The organism is Thermostichus sp. MS-CIW-40 (assembly GCF_054058315.1).
On sequence record NZ_JBSSAC010000026.1, the window covers coordinates 1 to 18,008 of the forward strand.

The following is an 18,008-nucleotide window of genomic DNA, read 5'->3' on the forward strand; positions in this document are numbered from 1 at the left end:
GAAGACTTCTTTACTACTGATCAATCCATCCTCCTTCCGAAGTTGGTTTGCTAAGTGCTGCTATTGTACCCCTTGAGCCCTTAACAGGCTGTAGCAGAAAACATTTGGCTCGACCCAATGGATCCCCCTTAGCAATTGGGCGGAGAGGATGTCAATATCTTTGTGAAGAGAACGGGGTTGAGGGTGGTTATGCAAGCGGTGATCTTGGCGGGTGGGAAAGGAACTCGCTTACGGCCCTTTACCTTTTTGCAGCCTAAGCCTTTGTTGCCCCTTTTGGATGTGCCCTTTTTGGAGTGGCTGATCGGGCGCTGCCGCCGAGCCGGCTTGACGGATATTTTGCTCAGCGTGGGTTATCTGGGCCAACAAATTGAGGCTGCTCTGGGAGATGGCGCTGCTTTGGGGGTGAAGCTCCGCTACATTCCCGAAGAGACGCCTTTGGATACGGCAGGAGCTTTGGTGCTGGCTCAGCCCTATTTCACCGGGGATCCCTTGGTGGTTTTCAATGCAGACATCCTCACGGATCTGGATTTGCAGGCGTTGATGCAATGTCATGTGCAGAGCAAGGCCATTGCCACCCTCACCCTCGCCCGCGTGGAAGATATCACCGCCTATGGCCTGGTGGAAGTTGGGGAAGGGGGCCAGATCCAATCTTTTCGGGAAAAACCCACCCCTGCAGAAGCCCTCACCCTCACCACCGACACGATCAACGCCGGCACCTATGTCTTGGATCCGGCCATTTTTAAAGACTACCCCAGTGGGGATCCCCTCAGCTTCGAGCGGCGTGTCTTCCCCGATTTGCTCAGGCAAGGGCACCGGCTGCAAGCTTATCTCCACGCAGGCTACTGGCGGGATCTGGGCACGCCGGCCAGCTATTACCACGGCCAACTGGACATTCTCCTGGGTCGAATGACGGATTTTCCCCTGGAAGATGTGCAGCAACAGGCGCCGGGGATATGGGTGCACAAAACGGCTGAGATCCATCCCAGCGCTCAACTGCACGCCCCCTGCTACATTGGCGCCCACACCCGGCTGGGATCCCAAGCTCAGATTCCGGCAGGCACCATCCTCGGCAGCCACAGCTGGGTGAATGGATCCCTGCAGCCGGGAGCCTACGGGCCGAGAGTCCTGGTAGTGTAGGTTAAGTGCAAGTTAAGTCCACAACCATCCACGACAAAGCCATCAACAGATGGAGTTACCACAAACCGGGGAAAGCTGGGATCCCTACCTTGCCTCTGTGGCTGCTCGCTTCAATCGGGAGCTGGAAATTCAACTGGGTCGGCCAGGTTGGCAACTTCCCCCAGACCTGGAGCAACTGCCTTTTTGGCAAGCCCAGCAGCGGGATCACCTGCAAGAACGCCTCGGGATCCCCTTTTGGCAACTGCGTGCCCCCAAAAAACGGGAAGCCTGTTTGGATTTGGGCTGTGGGGTAAGCTTCCTGACCTATCCCTGGAACGATTGGCAAGCCTACTTTTACGGCCATGAGCTGAGCGGTGAGATTGTGCGCTTTATTCGCTCGCGGGCACCCCAGCTTAACTCCAAGCTGTTCAAGTCAATGCAACAGGGATCCGCCCACCATTTGGAAAACTACGAGTCGGAGCAATTTGATCTGGCCATTGCCACCGGATTTTTGTACTACTACCCGATTGAGTACTTCGACGCGGTTTGGGCAGAGTTGATGCGAGTGTTGCGACCGGCTGCACCTGTGATTATTGAAGTGGTCAATCCCGACTCGGTGTGGGCGGAACAATGGGGCCTCATCGAGCTATTCAAAGGCACCGAACCGATTTTCACCCCCCTAACGGAGTGGGAGCGGCGCATCGCAGCCTTGGGGGGCAAAATTCAGAAACAGGCCAGTGGCGAACTGTTCACCACCTATTGGATTCAGCGCAGACCGTGATCTGCTCACAACCGGGAAAGTATCGGAGCATTCGGAGTAGTGGGGTAACCTTTAAGGCTGGGTACTAAGATTAAAAATAAGATAAAGATTAAGATTAAGAAGTGTGATCCCGGACAAGGGATCCACCGCCATCCATGCAAGCCTCCTCTCCCACCTTCCTCTTGGTTGATGGCTACAACATCATCGGAGCTTGGCCCACCCTGAGCCAGTTAGCGCGTCGCTCCCTGATGGAATTGGCCCGTCTGCGCTTGGTGGAATCTTTGGCCAACTATGTGGCCTTCCGGGGCTACCAGGCGACCGTGGTGTACGATGCCTACGCCCAACCCACTCCAGCCCGGCAAGAGCGCTCCCCTTCGGGTATCGAGATCCTGTATACCTCCTATGGCGAGACCGCCGACAGTTGTATTGAACGGCTGTGTGCCCAGTTGCAGAGGGATGGGTGTCGGGTACGGGTGGCTACCTCCGATCGTGTCCAGCAATTGGTGATCGGTGGCTACAACGCCGAATGGGTCTCGGCAGAACAATTGTGGGATGAAGTGCAGCAGGCCCAGCAGCAGATCCGGCGCGTCCAACCAAAACGGCTATCGAGCAGGCGGGGCATTGATGCCTACTTGGATGCAGAAACCCTCTCACGCCTAAATCGCTGGCGGCTGTCCGGCCAAGATCCCATGCGCTAAATGCCATCGTAGGGAACGGTGGGAGCTCCATACCAAAGATGCTCTTCATCTGGCGAGGCAGTGGGCAACTGCTCCTGTGAAGGATCCGCCGGAGCCAGCTCCCGCTCATCCACCAACACCAGCACCCGCACAACTCGATTTTTGGGCAATTGTTCCTGCGCCCGCATGGGCAAGATCAGTTGACCTTGGCTGTCGGTACGAGCCCAGAACTCATGCGCTTTCATGCTGTTTCCCAAAATCATGAGCCAATGAAGGGATCCCCAGGCCGGAGCTTAGTGAGGATGATGAATGACCCCAGAAAGCTCCATCTGTTCTTCGTATTCAGATGAGTCGGAGAGGCTGGCCCAGCTTTATAGTTATTTTGATTCAAACTAGGACACTCTAGGACACTGCGTCAGGGTTGTGGAGCAATAGCGTTGCGGAGCAATAATGCGCGGGGCTAGAGGGCTTGTCTCAGCAGCCCAGGCATCTCACCTAACCTGAAACGGCCATAAGCTCCCACAGCATCTCCGATAAGCTTGCCTCAACAAATCTCAAAAGCTGCTGGCAGGTAGTCAACCAAAGCATAGCTTACCCCTTCCCTGGAGGCCCGACGTTCTATCAGCGCAACATCAAAACGGCAGGACAACTCGGAGAGGTGGGGATGCTGGCTCAAGAAGGCCTGGGCAGCCCGGATCAAGCGTCGCTGCTTAGGGATCCCAACCGCCAAAAGCCCACCTCGATCCCAGCTACCGGGGCTACGGGTTTTCACCTCTACGAAAATCAGCACATCAGCTTTGTGGGCAACCAGATCCAGCTCACCCCAACGGCAGCGCCACCGCTGGGCCAGGATCTGCCAGCCCTGCTGACAGAGATATTGCCGCACCCAGCCCTCGCCGACGTTGCCTGTATTCTGGAGGGAAGCCCTTCTGGGCAAGGGATCCATAAAAAAATCACCAGCGCCCGGCTCTAATGAGCAGAGCCATTGCCGTGATACTTGTCGGTGTCGTAAAAGCCGTTGCGGGTGCCGAAGTAGAAACTTGCCAGAGAGAGGACAAGAGCAACCCCCACCAAGACTAACTTTGCATCCACGTGGTTTTCCCCTGATTTTCTCCTCAACCGTGATCATAATAGCCTGCCGCTCCTTCACAATCCTTTGGTGAGCGATGCGCGGCACTGATATCGGCCAAGGCACAGCAAGTCTTGGGGGATCCCATCGGAAATGAACTACTCCCACTGGGAGCTCAGCATGCTACCATTCAGATGGAAAGGGAGTAGTCAGGCGGCTTACCGCCCTCTGCATCGACATACTGGCTAAAAACAGCCCGGTGCAGGAGACGAAGCAAACCCGTTGGGCTGCTTTGGTGACGAGACTTTCACTGAGTTCACGCAGAGGTGAGCTTGGTGAGTCCGTCTGACTTTCCCAGCCTTCACCTCTAGGTGTGAACCGATTCCACACACAAGAGAGGTTGGAGGCTAGAAAATGTGGGCCGGTTTTTTATCGAGTTTGCTGCTGGTGACGGTAGCGGAATTTGGGGACAAAACCTTTTTTACCCCCTTGATTTTGGCGATGCGCCACCCACGCCGCTGGGTTTTTCTGGGGACATGGCTGGCTTTAGCGATGATGAACCTGCTAGCGGTAGGAACCGGGCAAGTGCTTTTTAAGCTACTGCCACCCTTGGGCGTGCGGGTGCTATCGGCTGGGGTTTTCGCCGTTTTTGGCTTGAGAATGCTCTGGCAAGCGTGCAGAATGCCACCTCAACAGGCATTACCAGAAGAAGAGGAAGCCCTCAGACAAGTGATGCAGGCAGAAGCAAAAGGAGTTGGCCGCGGGGGGGTTAGGGCCATCGTCTGGGAAGCCTTTAGTTTGATCGCCCTAGCCGAGTTCGGGGATAAAACCCAGATTGCTACCGTTTCCCTAGCCGCCACCCATCCGGGATTCAGTGTCTGGGCGGGGGCAACCCTGGGTCATGGTCTGATGGTAGGGCTGGCGGTGGTGGGAGGTCGTTTTTTAGCAGCTCACATCTCTGAACGCGCCGTGCATTGGGTGGGGGGCGGCTTATTTCTGGTGTTTGCGTTGCTGACCGGTTGGGAGTTGGCAGGATGAGGGATCAGCCAAATTCCTGTTCGATGATCCGCCATCGGGCAGTGATCACGCCTGGCTCTAGGCTGAGGCGGCTGACGACAAGTTCTAGGGCCTGGTCGTCGCGGGTCTGGGTGACCAGCTCTGCTTCGACTTTGACCAGATCGGGCTTGTCCTCCAGGTCTTCGCTGTAGAGGGCACGCAGTTTGAGATGGGTGGGAGCTATGCCTTGCAAGAGCAAGGCGCGGATGTGGGCCTCTGCTTGGCTTTTGCAGATGAACGAACACTCATAGACCAGTTCCAGTTCTGTGCCTTTCAAAGGCTGCTGGTTGATGCGGTAGCCCAGTGGACGCAGCACAACGTTGGAGATCAACACAGCTGCGGCCCCAATGGCAGCTTGGGGAATGTACCCCGATCCGGCAAAGGCTCCCACCGCGGCTGCACACCAGATGGTGGCGGCGGTGTTCAGGCCACGGACGCTGGCTCCTTCCTTAAGAATCACGCCACCGGCCAAAAAGCCAATCCCCGATACCACTTGGGCCGCAATACGGGTCGGGCTGCTTTCATCAGGGGTGAGAACCGAGAGCATGACAAACAAAGCTGCACCCGTGGCCACCAGGGTATTGGTGCGCAAGCCGGCCATGCGCTGCCGCCACTGTCGCTCCAGCCCGATCACGGATCCCAAGATAAAGGCAACCGCTAGGCGCAAGGTGAAGTCAATCCAGGTCATGCTCCGGTTCTCGTGAAAGGATAAAGTTTAGCCATCCTCATCTGGGATCCCAAGGGCAGTGGCTTCCTGTTGCAAGGTTTGCCAGAGGGCTTCCAGTTGAGCAAAGGCGGATTCTGGGGCCAGCTTACCACCTGTTTCTAAAGCACAGGTTATGCCCACCCGATAGGCATACTGCTGCAGCCGTGACCGAAATTGAGCAGCAGCCAAGGGAGATAGAACTTTCAAGGTCATGGCACACCTCCTAAATGTTTGCTGTAACCCTTCGTTGGTCAAAGGACACCTCGTAAAAGTGCTCTGCGCTGCCGTCGCGATGGCCTTGTGGCGAGACTCTGAAAGGCTGATTTCTCAAGAAGGGCTGGATTATTCGTTCCTGGAACGCGCTTTGCCGGTGAGGTGCCCCCTGGATCCAGCGCCGGCGCAGCCCTAGAGCTCCACTTCAACCCCGACTAGCCAAGCCACCAGGGTGAAATACACCCAGAGGCCGGTGAAGTCTTTAATGGTGGTGATAAAAGGATCCGCTCCCGGAGCGTGGTCAAAGCCCAGCTTTAACATCACCCAGGGCAAAATGGCGCCCAAGATAGCCCCCAAAGTGAGGACAATGGCCAGAGCCAAGCCCACCGCTAGACCCAATTGTGGGATCCCATTCGGTGCCCCCTGCCAGAAGTAGGCAATCACCCCAGCCGCAACTCCTAGGATCCCGCCAATAATGGCGCCGATGCTGGCTTCCCGCAGCAAATAGGGGAGAAACTGCCGCACGTTGATGTGGCCCCAAGCCAAGCCACGGGCAAAGATGGTCGTAGATTGGGTGCCGACATTACCGCCCATATCCATGACCAAGGGGATGAAAATAGCCGCTGCCGTCACCGCCTCCAACACTTCCTCAAAGGTTTGGATCACTCCCCCCACCACCATGCCGCCAATCAAGGTGATGATTAAAAACGTGATGCGCAGGCGGACGGCATACCAACGGGAGCCTTTAACCAGGCGCTCGCTCCAAACCTTGTCTCGGCTGAGCAAGTTGCCCACCCCTGCTTGGGCCAGAGCGGCGTCGGTGGCTTCTTCTTCCACCAAGTTGATGACATCTTCAAAGGTGATATCTCCCACCAAGCGCCCTTCCGTATCCACCACCGGAATGGCCGGCAAGCCGGAATCTTTGAGCAAACGGGCTGCCTGGAGATCCCGGTCGGTAACCCGAGCAAAAATATCCGATCCCTCAATCAGCTCCCGAATGGGCAAATCCGGATCTGCTTTCACGAGGCGCACGGTGCGAACCAAACCTTTGTAGAACCGCTGATCGTCCACCACAAAAATCACATCCAGCTCATCGTCTCCCAGTTGAGAGTCCCGCACGCTGGCCAGAGCAGCCCCGACGGTGAGGGTATCCCGTACCGACAAGTAGCGCAGGTTCATCAGCCGACCGGCACTGCGCTCTGGATAACCCAGCAAGATATTCACTGCTTCCCGAGCTTCTGGGCTGAGGTTGGCAATGAGGCGCTTGGTTACTTTGGCCGGCAACTCCTCAAACAGACGCACCCGCTCATCCGGAGGTAAGGCTTCTACCAGCCGGATCACTTCTGGGCTTTCCATGCTGCGAATGAGATCGGCCTGCTCTTCGGGCCGCAGATACTCAAACACTGCAATGGCTTTGTCTTTTTCCAGCAAGCGGAAAGCCAAAACCCGCTGCCGAGGTGAAATCTCCATCAACTGCTGCACCAGCTCGGCAATGGGAGCGCGGTTGGCCTCTCGCTTGGCGGCTTCCAAGGAAGCAGGGGTTAGGAGATCGCGAAGAATGTTGTACCGCATGATAAACCTCCGAACGTTGGGGTCAGCCGGGATGAAGAGAACCAGGAGGTCAACAGCCAACCGGTGCTCCGAGGCTCACAGGGAAGCCCTGAAACCCTTGGATGGCCGCGCAGCAAGCCGTAGGTCTAGCGCCAGGCCTCCAAGCCCAGCTTGGATCGCAAGCGCCCAAGCCGATAAAAGGGACTCCAAGGGATCCCCAGGCCTGCGGAAACCCCAAAACCCACAACGGGAAAGTCAAGGGGAATCCCCTCGGAATTACTCCTGATCTCCCCTTTTCTGAACAGGGCTGCACAAACCCATTGCTCAGGTAAGGCTCTGCTCAGCTCATCTGTTCGTCGCCGACTGAGAGAGCCACCCAAGTCAAAAGCTAGCCGGGAAAACTCTCCCACCCCTTCGCGTTGGCGAAACGGGATCCTCTCAAGCGACGACAGAAGCTGTCAGCGGGGAAAAGGAAGACACCAGTAAGAGCCCAATCTTCAAGAACGTGCTCCTCGAAGACCATCCACTGGTGGCTGGCGCTACAACTACCGGAAGCGTCCATGCTGTTGAACGTTTTCCTCCAAAAAGGTTAACCGAAACAACCCGGACAGCCAGAAGAGGATCTCTTCAGCCCCCTTTAGGCTAGTTGCAGGATTGGGATCCCGTCAACCCTTTTTCTCCAGCTCATCCGGTGAAAAATTGGTGGGGCAGCTGGAGGGGTAAGATCGGGGTGAGCAGCAATAGCCCCCTTGTGGTTCCTCTCGTCTCGACATTGCCCTCAGCCTGACTCAGCAGAGTCTACATCTCGGTGGCTTGCGACCTTGAGCAACCCACGCCCTTCGCCACCTCTGTTTTGTTAGTGGTTTTTGTTAGTGGTTTGTTGGTGGCCTTGCTTCAATGAGCTGCGCTTCCCATCTCCTACAGGTGCCGATGTCCTTGAGCTTATGGCCTCTCTTCCCCTCGTTGCCGTGATCTTGGGCACACGGCCCGAAGCCATTAAGCTGGCCCCGGTGATCCAAGCTCTGCGTGCCAGTCCCCATCTGCGCACCGAGCTGATCTTGACCGGACAACATCGGGAAATGGTGGATCAGGTGATGCGGCTATTCGGTCTGCAAGCGGATCGGGATCTGGCGATCATGCGCCCCCGCCAAAGCTTGACGGACATCACCGAAGCCACCTTGCGGGGCCTAGAACTCTACTTTCAAGAGCAACATCCTCAACTGGTTTTGGTGCAGGGAGATACCACCACCGCCTTCGCTGCCGCCTTGGCAGCTTTTTACCACCGGATCCCGGTTGGGCATGTGGAAGCCGGACTGCGCACCGATGATCTCTACAATCCTTTCCCCGAAGAGGCCAATCGCCGCCTGATCTCCCAGTTGGCCAGCCTGCACTTTGCCCCTACCCCCCAAGCCGTTGACAACCTGAAGCGAAGCCACGTGGTGGGATCCATCCATTGCACCGGCAACACCGTCATCGACGCCCTACTGCAGGTGGCCTCCCAAGGGATCCCCTGCCCCATTCCCGGGCTGGACTGGCAGCGCTACCGTGTCCTGTTGGTTACCGTGCACCGACGGGAAAATTGGGGGGATCCCCTAACCGCCATCGGCAAGGCTCTGCTGCAGATCTTGGCCGAGTTTCCCGATACCGCCCTTCTTTTGCCCCTCCATCCCAACCCCTTGGTGCGGGATCCCCTGCAAGCCCTGTTGGGATCCCATGAGCGGGCTTTTCTCACCGAGCCTCTGGACTATCCCCTCTGGGTGAGCGCCATGCAGCGCTGTACCCTCATCCTCAGCGACTCCGGCGGCATTCAAGAAGAGGCCCCTGCCCTGGGCAAACCGGTGCTGGTGCTGCGGCAGACCACCGAACGTCCTGAAGCGATTGCTGCCGGCACCGCCCGCCTGGTAGGCACACACCCCGAAAAGATCCTGAAGGCAGCCCGAGAATTGCTCACAGACCCACAAGCCTATGCCCGCATGGCCCAAGCCCAAAACCCCTTTGGCGATGGCACTGCCGCCCGGCAAATTCGCCACATCATCGAGCGGTGGTTTAACCCGCAAAGCCCTCGAGAAGAACAAAGTTAAGAATTAAAAGTTAAGAATTAAATAAGAATCAAAGATGTATAGACCGTTACCGGGAAAACCGTTTCTTTACCTATTGCTCTCAATAAGACAATTAATCTCAATAAGACAATTAATTAAGATAGAAAGCCTGACTCCAATCCAATTGACCCCAGTCCAATCAAGAGCGAGGATGCAAACCATGAGCACGACTGCAACTGCCACCACCGTTGTCCGGGTGCCGATTGTGGATGCCACCCCAGAAAATGTGCAACCCTTCGGCCAACTTATAGGGGACGATGTGGCCAATCCTGGGCTGGGGATCCCCTTTTATCAGGGGCGTGTCCTGGAAGGACAGAACATCGACTTTCAATACACCGGCAGAGCCGTTATCCGTACGGCTAAGATCCTGCCCGGATATCCACCTGTGCTCTGGCTGGAGCGCCACATGCGTATGACCCAGTTGTTTGTCGGCCTGGGGCAAGAGCCGTTCATCATGGTGATGGCTCCTCCCAACCATCCCAAAGCAGCTCCCGATCTCGACAAAGTACAAGCCCTGCGATTCCCTGCCGGGCATGGGCTGCTGCTGCACCTCGGCACGTGGCACGATTTCCCCATTGCCTGCGAGCGCCCCGTTGTGGTGCTAACCGCCAACTCCGAAGAAGTGGTGGAAGCCCTGGCCAGCATGGAAGATGCCCACGAAATGAATCAGGGAGATGTATTCAAAATTTCCCTCCCCCAACGGCTAAAAGCGGAGATCCACCTAGAGCTGGTCTGAATGCAAGTCCGGATCCCTGAATCTCTACAGGATGCCAAAGCCTCAGTTCTACAAAGTGGCGCTCTATCAGCCTTTGGCTGGATAGGGGACTCTTCGCCTTAACTGGGCCTTAACTAGGGCCAGACTCTTGTACCGAAACCTCCCTTTGGACCCTTCTTCCCCTGCAAGGGTCTAAGTATTCGAGAACACCTATTCTTACACACAAAAGCTTCGAGACAAGTTCAGAGAGAAATGCCTCTAGGCAAGAAAGGCTACCTGAGATTCTGCCGACAGGCGTCTTTAGGAGGGCCGTATTCAGCGGGAAGATTCACAAACGTCGGCAGCGTTGGCATCTGGAGGGAGTTGCTCTATATTAAATCAGCTAGCATATTCGATATTTGCCAGAATTTAAGTTATTGTGAGAGCTGACATGCCATCCAATTGGTCAGACATCCATCCTCCCAATCCTGGGCAAGGGTTGGGTTCACCCCAGTCTGCGCCTTCCCATTGGAATGAGCGCCACAGGGGAGAAGGCTCTCATGCCGAGTATGAGAGGAACGGATCTCAGACCAGAGCGGCGGATTGTCCAGAGGACTTCATGCCGAGCAAGACCGCAAACGCAAAGATTAAGGTAGTAGGCGTGGGGGGTGGGGGTGGCAACGCGGTCAGTCGGATGGCGGCCAGTAACCTCGTGGGCGTCGAGTTTTGGAGCGTCAATACCGATGCGCAGGCCCTTGCCCAGTCCTCGGCAGTGAACCGCTTGCAAATTGGGCAGAAGCTGACTCGAGGCTTGGGTGCAGGTGGTAACCCGGCCATTGGCCAGAAAGCTGCAGAGGAATCCAGCGAAGAAATATCGGCAGCCATCAAAGGGGCAGATCTGGTCTTCATTGCCGCCGGCATGGGGGGAGGCACGGGCACGGGTGGAGCACCCGTCATCGCCCAAATTGCCAAAGCCAGTGGTGCCCTGACGGTGGGAGTGGTGACACGGCCTTTTTCCTTTGAGGGCAAACGCCGCAGCAAGCAGGCCGAGGAAGGGATCCAAGCGCTGCGGGAGGCAGTTGATACCCTGATTGTAATTCCCAATGACAAGTTGCTTTCGGTGATCTCCGAGCAAACCCCTGTCCAAGAGGCTTTTCGCGTTGCTGATGATGTGCTGCGGCAGGGGGTGCAGGGCATCTCGGATATCATTCTCATTCCCGGCATGATCAATGTGGATTTTGCCGATGTGCGCAGCGTGATGGCCGATGCCGGCTCTGCCTTGATGGGAATTGGCATGGGATCCGGCAAGTCCCGCGCCCGCGAAGCCGCCATTACCGCTGTATCTTCGCCGCTTTTGGAAACCTCCATCGAAGGGGCTAAAGGTGTCCTCTTCAACATTACCGGTGGGCCGGATTTGTCCTTGCATGAGGTCACGGTGGCTGCCGAGATCATCGCCGAGGCAGTGGATCCCGAGGCCAACATCATCTTCGGCACCGTCCAAGACGAGCGCATGCAGGGGGAAGTGCGCATCACGGTCATCGCCACCGGTTTCCAAGAGAAAGCCCGTCCAGCCACCATCCCTGCTGCAACCAAAGTTTCTGCCTCCAACAAGTCAGGGGTTCCTAAGCCCACTCCCACGGGCTCTGGGCTGCCGCCTCGACAGCCTCCGGAGCCTGAGCCGCCGATGTCTGGAGGCTTAGATATTCCCGAGTTCTTGCGCCGCCGACGGCCCCCTTCGTAGGGTAGGGTGAAGGTATGCTGGTATCTTGGTGCCGGTTGTTGAGGGTGGGGAGTGCTTTGGGGTTAGGCCATGAACATTGTTGTCTTGGCGGGGGGGCGTTCGGCAGAACGTCAAGTCTCTTGGGTAACGGGTAAAGCCTGCAAACGGGCTTTGGAGGACCTGGGCCATCGGGTCAAGGTAATCGACCCAGATGAGGATCTGCCTCTGCGCCTTTGGCAGGAACGGCAAGCCGGCTGCGACTTCGTTTGGATTGCCTTGCATGGCCCTGGTGGCGAGGATGGGGTGGTACAGGGAATGCTGGACTGGCTGGGCCTGCCCTACCAGGGATCCGGGCCGCTGGCCAGTGCTCTGGCCATGGATAAGCTGGTCTCCAAGCAGATCTTTCGCGCCGCGGGGATCCCTACCCCCGATTGGCAGGTTTGGGATGACCAAAGCCCCCTCACTTGGGCTGACTGTGCGGCAGAGTTGGGATCCCCACTGGTGATTAAGCCCAGCAACAACGGCTCGACGGTGGGCATCAGCATTGTCCGGGATGAGAGGTCATTTGCTCAGGGGCTGGAGTTGGCCCGCTCAGTCTCGTCGCGGATTTTTCTGGAGCGCTATGTTCCCGGAAAGGAGATCACCCTCTCGATCTTGTCCGGCCAAGTTCTTCCGGCCATTGAGATCATCCCCGCCCAAGGCGACTTCTACGACTACGAAGCCAAGTACGCACCCGGTGGCTCGCGGCATTTGATCCCCTGTTCCCTCAGCCCGGCAGGGTTGGCCCGCTGTGAGGCTGCAGGTCTGAAGGCCTACCAGGCGTTGGGGTGCGAAGGCTTGGCGCGGGTGGATCTGCGGGTGGATCCCGAGGAAAATCCTTGGGTGTTGGAGGTGAATACACTGCCCGGCATGACCCCCACTTCCCTCTGTCCCGATGCGGCGGCAGCTCTGGGGTGGACATTCACCGAGTTGGTGGAGCGGATGCTGCAGGATGCCCTGCGAAAGGCAAACTTGACCGGATCCCGGCGTTCTCAAAGTCCATCGGCGACTCTCGGCAACGCTCCGTAAACTACCCGACTCCGACCGCTAAAGCGGTACGGAGCGGGCTTTCAGTAGCCCTGAGCCTGCTCTGCTCTACCAGAGAACAAAACAGGCCCGAACCTCTAGGCTGGTTTACGACAGCCCCCAAAAGCGCAATCACATTCGCACCATTCAAATCCGCATCCCCTTCCCATCCACAGTGCCCACACTTGAACGACTTGCCACTGCGGTAGGACTTGCCCTGCTCAGGGTGGATGTGTAAACACTTGTGACAGGTCTGCGACGTGTAAGCAGGCGGCACAAGAACCAGAGAAACCCCTGCAACCCTCGCCTTGTATTCCAGAAACTGGCGTAGTTGGTAGAACGCCCAACTGTTGGCCCTTCGTCGCTCGGCTTTGCTGCGCGGCTGTTGATTAACCCTTTCCCGGATCCCTGTCAGGTCTTCCAGGGCGATAGCGCTGTTGGTAGCTTTTGCCCTAGAGACAATAGCTTTGGAGATGCGATGATTGACCCACGCCTGAAAGCGCCTCTCCTTGCCAGACAGCCGTTGCAACAGTTGACGGCATCTGCGCCGCGAACTGCGGGTGCCCTTACTGGCTTTGCGTTGAAGTACCGCCCTCAGCTTGGAGTAGTGGTCTCGGATTCGGTTCAACTGCTGTCCATTCCAGTTATCCCCTTCTGACGTATGAGCAATATCCGTCCTTCCCAAGTCCACCCCCAGCACTCTACCCGTGCGTTGCGGTGGGGATGGCTCCGTTTCCACACAGATTTGAATGGAGTAGGAACCGTCTTTGCGCTTGACCAGAGTGGCAGATTTGGGATTGGAGCCCGCCAGCCGTTCTCTCTGGTAGCGGCCAATCGCCAGCTCAAAGCGCTCCCGACCCTCCACCGTGGTCAGCGACACCGTCCAGTCTTTCTCGCGGAACGAAAAGATACGAGCGTCGTAGGTAGCGAAGCCACCCTTGAACGCTTTGACGGGGCGGTTTTTCTGTCGGGCAACTTTACGGGCGCCGGCCAGCCGTCTGCAGACCTGCTGAGCCAAGTTACTGGACAAGCCGAACCGGGCGCGGATTTCGCGGTAGCACAGAGACTGGAGCTTAACGGCGTTGGCGACTTTCTCGGGTGTGTTTTGGTTGACCCAGTTCAAGGCTTGGCCAAAAGCCTCCAAAGTCGCGTCCAATTTGGCGGCTTGCGACGGGGACGCCTTGAGCTTGCAGGATACGGTCAGGACTTGGGTCATGGTTCTATCATAACTTCCGCATTCCTCCCGACACTGACCCTACGGGTACAGTGCGGGGCTCCTGCGATTTCTAGCTGAGGCTTTTCCCAAGACAAGAACAAGAACCTTTAACCAGCTCTTTCAGAGAAGGGCAACCAGCAAAAGAATCACCCCAATTCCAACAATCAGTACAGCTCCCCCCAGCCACACCCAGGAGATGCGGGACCTGCTGCCTATGTCGGTTTTCCCGACAGGATTCTCCGGCGCAGGTTCAGGCTTTGAGTTGACCGAATCCGGGGCAACAACTGTCAGATCCTGCAGTAGGCGATCGCCTTTTTTTTCCAACAGAACTGTGGTTTCTTCTGAGGCCAGCAGCGGGTTCAACAAGGGGGCCGTTTGCTCCCACTCGTATTCAGAATGTCCCGACTCACGCCCGTACACCGTGACCTGCTCTAAGCCGGGCAAGCCCAACGCCCTGAGCTCCACCCGCACCCGCTCCGTGAGATGGGGGTAGTCCACTCGAGCCAGGGGGGGCCGATTCAGGAGAACATGTAGATGACCTTGGCGGCGTTTGACCGCAATTCTGACCGGGGCAGCCAACCGAGCCTGCAACGCTTGGGCAATCTCAGCTTCGGTCATGGTGCAACATCCAAGGCATGCGAGTTAATTCTAATACAATCCTAGGGCAACGATGCAGAGGGTTACGGGGCCTCGGGGTAGAATGGGATGCGCGTTGGCGAAGAAAAGCAGAGCGTTCATCTTTTTCTCTCGCCGGATCCCTAGCTGGAAGTTCTATGCAAGAGAAAACCATTGTCCGCGATTATTTCAACTCCGTTGGCTTCGAGCGCTGGCGGCGCATCTATGGCGAAGAAGAAGTCAATTTCGTCCAAAAAGACATCCGCCTTGGCCATGCCCGCACGGTAGAGACGGTGTTGCAGTGGTTGGGGGATCCCTCGGGTTTACGCATTTGTGATGCCGGATGCGGGGTGGGCAGCCTCAGTTTGCCCTTGGCCACCAGAGGGGCGCAGGTGTTCGCCAGCGACATCTCGGAACAAATGGTGAACGAAGCACGCCGCCGCCAGCAAATGGAGTTGGGATCCACAGACAACCCCCAATTTTGGGTCTCGGATCTGGAGGAATTGACAGGGGAATACGATGTCGTCATCTGCCTCGATGTGATGATCCACTACCCCGAAGCCGAGGCCCTCCGCATGTTAAAACACCTGACCTGCCTGGCCCAGTCCCGCCTGATCTTCAGTTTCGCTCCCAAAACCCCCTGGCTGACGCTGCTGAAGAAAGTGGGAGAGTTCTTCCCCGGCCCCAGCAAAACCACCCGCGCCTATCAACACCGAGAGGCGATCTTGGTGAGCCAATTAACCGAATGGGGCTGGAAAGTGCAGCAGCGACAAACCATTCGCAGCCGCTTCTACTTTGCTTGGCTCCTCGATCTGGTTCGGTGACACTCGATCTGGTTCGTTAAACGGGAATGAAACATTTTCGTCTAGCTCCCCTCTCCCTCTGGCAGCGAGGCTGGGAGTAGGGGCAGCAGCGTGGAATGCTTGGGGAGTGTCTCAATCTAGTTTAAAAATGACTATAACGATCAGCTGAGGTTATCCAGTTGCTCCAGCAAATCGGGATCTGCCAGCTTTTGTAGGGCAAGCCGCGCGTCATCCCGAACCCCCCAATCGGGATCGTGGCGGGCGCTGGTCAGCAACTGCCTTGTTAGCATTGCGTAAACGGCGGGATCCTCGAGAGCCAGTTTCACCTGTTGCCCCAGGATCCCTAAGCTCCAGGCACAGTTGCCGCGTACCGCCGCGATTGGATCTTGAGCCAAACCCCGGCAGAGAGCTGCGACCACCTCATCCAATGCCGGGCCGGGCAACGCCTGCGCCTGAGCCAATTGTCCGAGGGCACTGGCAGCCCACAATCGCACTGCCGCGATATCCCCGGCCAACACTTCCAGCAACACCGGGTACGCCCGCGGATCCTTGGCATTGCCCAACGCCCACACCAAGCCTTTGCGCACATAGCCGTTCCAATCCCAGCGCAAGCCCTCGATCAGCACCTCCACCTCAGCGGGATCCGGATTCCGACCTAGGGCATAGGCTGCTCCCACCCGCACCAACGGGCAGGGATCCCGGACTAGGGCCAGCAGGGGTTTAACGGCGCGGGGTTCTTCGATCTCACAGAAGGCGCGGGCCGCCTGCATCCGCAAATAGGGATCCGGATCCTGCAACTGCTGCAGCATCAGCTCCACATCCACCTCCGGCGGTGAGTGAGGTGGCAGCTCGTCTAGGGGCTCAAGGGGGGAAAAAGCGTCTTCTTGCATGAAAGGGTGCCCAGGTGTTGGCGGAGGGGACGAGGGCAAAACTTGCCCTTCCTCAAGGCAAAAGCCAGAGCCACAACAACCAAACCAGCAGCAGAGTTGCTGCCCATCATAAACTGCCGGGATCCTCCATCTGATCTGCTCTTTCCGGTTAGGATCCCGGCACCCTAAGCAAGTCCGCTCCTTCCAACACCCGCGCCGAGCGGATCACATCTCCCACCTGGATGCGCTCCACCCACTCCATCCCCTCGGTGACGTAGCCGAACACGGCATAGCGCCCGTCCAAAATCGGCAGAGCAGAGAGGGTGATGTAAAACTGGGAAGAGGCTGAGTCAAGTGGGCTAGAACGGGCCATGGCCACCGCCCCCAAACGATGGGGCAAGAGCAACTTACTCAGAGCAGCGGGATCCTTGATCAAAGTGTTGTATCGGGGGTAGGGTTCCCCACGCAACCGAATTTCTAGGGGGATGGTGCGCAGGCGGTTGCTCCCCGGCTCTGTTGCACCCCCTGTGCCGTCACCACGGGGATCCCCACCCTGCACCACAAAAGGCTGCGGATCCTTTTCCACCCGATGGAAGGTGAGGCCATTGTAAAAGCCCCGCTGAACCAAATCCACGAACTGGCCGCCGGTCAGGGGTGCCGCTTCCCCGTGGATCGCCAAGATCACCTTGCCTACCCCCTCAGCAGTTTGCACCTCCATCTCCACCACTGCCTTCCCTTGCAGTTGCGGGCGGCTAGCATAGGCCGCCGGGATCCCAGAGGGGGATTCTGAGAGGGGGGGTGTACTGCGACAAGCCAACAGCCCGAGACAGAGGTATCCCAGAACTAAGCCCACTCCCACTCTGCAGCGGCTCATTCGCCCCAGCTTGGCGAATTTCATCTGCCCCTTCTCCTTCAATCCAATCTCCCACCCTCCAGGCGCTGCTCAACCCAGCAGGGATCCCTATCCAGGTGATTCAGATCCGCTGCGACAGCCCCAACTGCAAGGTAACGCTTTGAGCGCCATTGCTCACCCTCACACCGTAGGGGCTGATGGAGGTAACCCGCCACTCTGCTTTCACCGCATGGCCAACAGCCACCTGACGTACTACGTTGTCGATCAAAATCAGAGCCTTGGGGGCACCTGGATCGTGGATCAATCCCACCAGCTTCATCTGCGGCACAGGCTGGGGTGGGATCCGCGCTGGCACCGGAGGCGCAGGTACCCTGGGGGGAGAGGGAAGACCAGCCCCTCTTGAAGCAAGAGGAGCGGCAACAGTCGGCGGTTTTGCCGGTTCGACCAAGACAGCCTTTGCAGAATCCTCAGGTGGAGCTTTGGGGTTTTCATCCACATCAGCAGCAGTGGGAAGCAAGGGCTCCTGGTGAGCATCGGAATGGGAAGAATTGGGTGCCTCAGCCAAGGGATCCCGAGTGGCCTGCGAAAAAACCACCGCCCGCGGGCGCAGGGTCATCCAAAAAGCCAGCCCTGCCACCAAGGTAGCGGCCAAAGCCATACCCAGCAGTAATCCTCCGGCAGCAGAGAAGCGCCGGGAAGGCAGTGGGGGCCGTGTGCCGAGGTAAGGATATTCGCCGGCTTCTGACAGTCCCTCTTCCAAGCTGTTCTCCAAATCCTCGAACAGCTCATCCAACAGAGAATCTGCCTGCTTGACTTGGCCAGACCATGCCCAAGGGGAACGACGGCCTCTGCCCGCTGAAGCATCTAACCCGGACATACAACCTCCCTAGCCTGAGCGGCGGGGATCCCGAGGAGTTGAGACACTC

20 protein-coding genes are annotated in these 18,008 nt (G+C 57.5%); 9 read left to right on the top strand and 11 right to left on the bottom strand.

What is annotated here, in order from left to right:
- Nucleotides 1–189: 189 nt before the first annotated feature.
- The 3 genes from ACVWXF_RS09095 (at nt 190) to ACVWXF_RS09105 (ending at nt 2,574) form a co-directional block, all read left to right on the top strand.
- Nucleotides 190–1,137 carry a sugar phosphate nucleotidyltransferase gene (locus ACVWXF_RS09095; RefSeq protein ID WP_457474227.1) on the top strand — a complete coding sequence of 316 codons (948 nt, stop codon included), beginning with the start codon at nt 190–192 and terminating at the stop codon, nt 1,135–1,137.
- Between the two features lie 49 nt (nt 1,138–1,186).
- On the top strand, nt 1,187–1,897 hold the full coding sequence (locus ACVWXF_RS09100; RefSeq protein ID WP_457474228.1) for a class I SAM-dependent methyltransferase: 711 nt from the start codon (nt 1,187–1,189) through the stop codon (nt 1,895–1,897).
- A 134-nt stretch (nt 1,898–2,031) separates the two neighbouring features.
- Nucleotides 2,032–2,574 carry an NYN domain-containing protein gene (locus ACVWXF_RS09105; RefSeq protein ID WP_457474229.1) on the top strand — a complete coding sequence of 181 codons (543 nt, stop codon included), beginning with the start codon at nt 2,032–2,034 and terminating at the stop codon, nt 2,572–2,574.
- Here the strand turns inward: ACVWXF_RS09105 and ACVWXF_RS09110 are convergent.
- The 3 genes from ACVWXF_RS09110 to ACVWXF_RS09120 form a co-directional block, all read right to left on the bottom strand.
- Nucleotides 2,571–2,798 carry a hypothetical protein gene (locus ACVWXF_RS09110; RefSeq protein ID WP_414418946.1) on the bottom strand — a complete coding sequence of 76 codons (228 nt, stop codon included), beginning with the start codon at nt 2,796–2,798 and terminating at the stop codon, nt 2,571–2,573. The two genes, ACVWXF_RS09105 and ACVWXF_RS09110, sit on opposite strands and share 4 nt — an antisense overlap.
- A 299-nt stretch (nt 2,799–3,097) precedes the next feature.
- A complete protein-coding gene (locus tag ACVWXF_RS09115; RefSeq protein ID WP_457474230.1) occupies nt 3,098–3,499 on the bottom strand; it encodes a YraN family protein in 402 nt (133 codons plus the stop codon).
- A gap of 23 nt (nt 3,500–3,522) precedes the next feature.
- Complete coding sequence (locus ACVWXF_RS09120; protein WP_011429573.1) at nt 3,523–3,645, bottom strand: hypothetical protein; 123 nt, start codon at nt 3,643–3,645, stop codon at nt 3,523–3,525.
- A 391-nt stretch (nt 3,646–4,036) separates the two neighbouring features.
- On the opposite strand from ACVWXF_RS09120, the gene ACVWXF_RS09125 reads away from it, so the two are divergent.
- On the top strand, nt 4,037–4,660 hold the full coding sequence (locus tag ACVWXF_RS09125; protein WP_011433699.1) for a TMEM165/GDT1 family protein: 624 nt from the start codon (nt 4,037–4,039) through the stop codon (nt 4,658–4,660).
- Between the two features lie 4 nt (nt 4,661–4,664).
- Here ACVWXF_RS09125 and ACVWXF_RS09130 read toward each other — a convergent pair whose 3' ends face one another.
- The 3 genes from ACVWXF_RS09130 to mgtE all read right to left on the bottom strand — a co-directional run bounded on the left by ACVWXF_RS09130 (nt 4,665) and on the right by mgtE (nt 7,169).
- Nucleotides 4,665–5,366 (bottom strand): MgtC/SapB family protein, encoded by a 702-nt coding sequence (locus tag ACVWXF_RS09130; protein WP_414417819.1) that lies wholly within the window; start codon nt 5,364–5,366, stop codon nt 4,665–4,667.
- A 27-nt stretch (nt 5,367–5,393) separates the two neighbouring features.
- Complete coding sequence (locus ACVWXF_RS09135) at nt 5,394–5,597, bottom strand: DUF7219 family protein (RefSeq protein ID WP_238376758.1); 204 nt, start codon at nt 5,595–5,597, stop codon at nt 5,394–5,396.
- Nucleotides 5,598–5,789: 192 nt separating this feature from the next.
- Nucleotides 5,790–7,169 (bottom strand): magnesium transporter, encoded by a 1,380-nt coding sequence (mgtE, locus tag ACVWXF_RS09140; protein ID WP_457474231.1) that lies wholly within the window; start codon nt 7,167–7,169, stop codon nt 5,790–5,792.
- A 923-nt stretch (nt 7,170–8,092) separates the two neighbouring features.
- On the opposite strand from mgtE, the gene wecB reads away from it, so the two are divergent.
- The 4 genes from wecB to ACVWXF_RS09160 all read left to right on the top strand — a co-directional run bounded on the left by wecB (nt 8,093) and on the right by ACVWXF_RS09160 (nt 12,729).
- Nucleotides 8,093–9,229 carry a non-hydrolyzing UDP-N-acetylglucosamine 2-epimerase gene (wecB, locus tag ACVWXF_RS09145; RefSeq protein WP_414343264.1) on the top strand — a complete coding sequence of 379 codons (1,137 nt, stop codon included), beginning with the start codon at nt 8,093–8,095 and terminating at the stop codon, nt 9,227–9,229.
- A gap of 178 nt (nt 9,230–9,407) precedes the next feature.
- A complete protein-coding gene (locus tag ACVWXF_RS09150) occupies nt 9,408–9,983 on the top strand; it encodes an ureidoglycolate lyase (protein WP_041437468.1) in 576 nt (191 codons plus the stop codon).
- A 577-nt stretch (nt 9,984–10,560) separates the two neighbouring features.
- Nucleotides 10,561–11,682: a cell division protein FtsZ gene (ftsZ, locus tag ACVWXF_RS09155; protein ID WP_414522843.1), complete on the top strand. Its 1,122-nt coding sequence runs from the start codon at nt 10,561–10,563 to the stop codon at nt 11,680–11,682.
- A 69-nt stretch (nt 11,683–11,751) separates the two neighbouring features.
- The gene (locus ACVWXF_RS09160; RefSeq protein ID WP_457393447.1) at nt 11,752–12,729 is read left to right on the top strand and encodes a D-alanine--D-alanine ligase family protein; all 978 of its coding nucleotides are present in this window, start codon (nt 11,752–11,754) and stop codon (nt 12,727–12,729) included.
- Nucleotide 12,730: 1 nt separating this feature from the next.
- Here the strand turns inward: ACVWXF_RS09160 and ACVWXF_RS09165 are convergent, their stop codons facing one another.
- Together ACVWXF_RS09165 and ACVWXF_RS09170 are read right to left on the bottom strand one after the other, a co-directional pair.
- Nucleotides 12,731–13,942, bottom strand: a complete 1,212-nt coding sequence (locus ACVWXF_RS09165; protein WP_457474232.1) for an RNA-guided endonuclease InsQ/TnpB family protein — start codon at nt 13,940–13,942, stop codon at nt 12,731–12,733.
- Nucleotides 13,943–14,062: 120 nt separating this feature from the next.
- Complete coding sequence (locus ACVWXF_RS09170; RefSeq protein ID WP_457384787.1) at nt 14,063–14,560, bottom strand: hypothetical protein; 498 nt, start codon at nt 14,558–14,560, stop codon at nt 14,063–14,065.
- A 155-nt stretch (nt 14,561–14,715) separates the two neighbouring features.
- On the opposite strand from ACVWXF_RS09170, the gene bchM reads away from it, so the two are divergent.
- Nucleotides 14,716–15,381, top strand: a complete 666-nt coding sequence (gene bchM / locus ACVWXF_RS09175; RefSeq protein WP_457384788.1) for a magnesium protoporphyrin IX methyltransferase — start codon at nt 14,716–14,718, stop codon at nt 15,379–15,381.
- 140 nt (nt 15,382–15,521) lie between these two features.
- Here bchM and ACVWXF_RS09180 read toward each other — a convergent pair whose 3' ends face one another.
- The 3 genes from ACVWXF_RS09180 to ACVWXF_RS09190 all read right to left on the bottom strand — a co-directional run bounded on the left by ACVWXF_RS09180 (nt 15,522) and on the right by ACVWXF_RS09190 (nt 17,959).
- Entirely contained in the window at nt 15,522–16,250 is a 729-nt protein-coding gene (locus ACVWXF_RS09180) for a HEAT repeat domain-containing protein (RefSeq protein ID WP_011433687.1), read from the bottom strand.
- Nucleotides 16,251–16,398: 148 nt separating this feature from the next.
- Complete coding sequence (locus ACVWXF_RS09185) at nt 16,399–17,127, bottom strand: peptidylprolyl isomerase (RefSeq protein WP_457474233.1); 729 nt, start codon at nt 17,125–17,127, stop codon at nt 16,399–16,401.
- Between the two features lie 76 nt (nt 17,128–17,203).
- Complete coding sequence (locus ACVWXF_RS09190) at nt 17,204–17,959, bottom strand: hypothetical protein (protein ID WP_457404281.1); 756 nt, start codon at nt 17,957–17,959, stop codon at nt 17,204–17,206.
- Nucleotides 17,960–18,008: the final 49 nt, after the last annotated feature.

Excerpts from the sequence above, each read along its gene's own strand:
- ACVWXF_RS09135 (WP_238376758.1), bottom strand. The coding sequence starts at position 5,597 with ATGACCTTGAAAGTTCTATCTCCCTTGGCTGCTGCTCAATTTCGGTCA.
- ACVWXF_RS09160 (WP_457393447.1), top strand. The coding sequence starts at position 11,752 with ATGAACATTGTTGTCTTGGCGGGGGGGCGTTCGGCAGAACGTCAAGTC.
- ACVWXF_RS09095 (WP_457474227.1), top strand. The coding sequence starts at position 190 with ATGCAAGCGGTGATCTTGGCGGGTGGGAAAGGAACTCGCTTACGGCCC.
- mgtE (WP_457474231.1), bottom strand. The coding sequence starts at position 7,169 with ATGCGGTACAACATTCTTCGCGATCTCCTAACCCCTGCTTCCTTGGAA.
- ACVWXF_RS09110 (WP_414418946.1), bottom strand. The coding sequence starts at position 2,798 with ATGAAAGCGCATGAGTTCTGGGCTCGTACCGACAGCCAAGGTCAACTG.
- ftsZ (WP_414522843.1), top strand. The coding sequence starts at position 10,561 with ATGCCGAGCAAGACCGCAAACGCAAAGATTAAGGTAGTAGGCGTGGGG.
- ACVWXF_RS09105 (WP_457474229.1), top strand. The coding sequence starts at position 2,032 with ATGCAAGCCTCCTCTCCCACCTTCCTCTTGGTTGATGGCTACAACATC.
- ACVWXF_RS09115 (WP_457474230.1), bottom strand. The coding sequence starts at position 3,499 with ATGGATCCCTTGCCCAGAAGGGCTTCCCTCCAGAATACAGGCAACGTC.
- ACVWXF_RS09130 (WP_414417819.1), bottom strand. The coding sequence starts at position 5,366 with ATGACCTGGATTGACTTCACCTTGCGCCTAGCGGTTGCCTTTATCTTG.
- ACVWXF_RS09100 (WP_457474228.1), top strand. The coding sequence starts at position 1,187 with ATGGAGTTACCACAAACCGGGGAAAGCTGGGATCCCTACCTTGCCTCT.
- ACVWXF_RS09125 (WP_011433699.1), top strand. The coding sequence starts at position 4,037 with ATGTGGGCCGGTTTTTTATCGAGTTTGCTGCTGGTGACGGTAGCGGAA.
- wecB (WP_414343264.1), top strand. The coding sequence starts at position 8,093 with ATGGCCTCTCTTCCCCTCGTTGCCGTGATCTTGGGCACACGGCCCGAA.
- ACVWXF_RS09165 (WP_457474232.1), bottom strand. The coding sequence starts at position 13,942 with ATGACCCAAGTCCTGACCGTATCCTGCAAGCTCAAGGCGTCCCCGTCG.
- ACVWXF_RS09170 (WP_457384787.1), bottom strand. The coding sequence starts at position 14,560 with ATGACCGAAGCTGAGATTGCCCAAGCGTTGCAGGCTCGGTTGGCTGCC.
- ACVWXF_RS09150 (WP_041437468.1), top strand. The coding sequence starts at position 9,408 with ATGAGCACGACTGCAACTGCCACCACCGTTGTCCGGGTGCCGATTGTG.
- bchM (WP_457384788.1), top strand. The coding sequence starts at position 14,716 with ATGCAAGAGAAAACCATTGTCCGCGATTATTTCAACTCCGTTGGCTTC.
- ACVWXF_RS09190 (WP_457404281.1), bottom strand. The coding sequence starts at position 17,959 with ATGTCCGGGTTAGATGCTTCAGCGGGCAGAGGCCGTCGTTCCCCTTGG.
- ACVWXF_RS09180 (WP_011433687.1), bottom strand. The coding sequence starts at position 16,250 with ATGCAAGAAGACGCTTTTTCCCCCCTTGAGCCCCTAGACGAGCTGCCA.
- ACVWXF_RS09185 (WP_457474233.1), bottom strand. The coding sequence starts at position 17,127 with ATGAAATTCGCCAAGCTGGGGCGAATGAGCCGCTGCAGAGTGGGAGTG.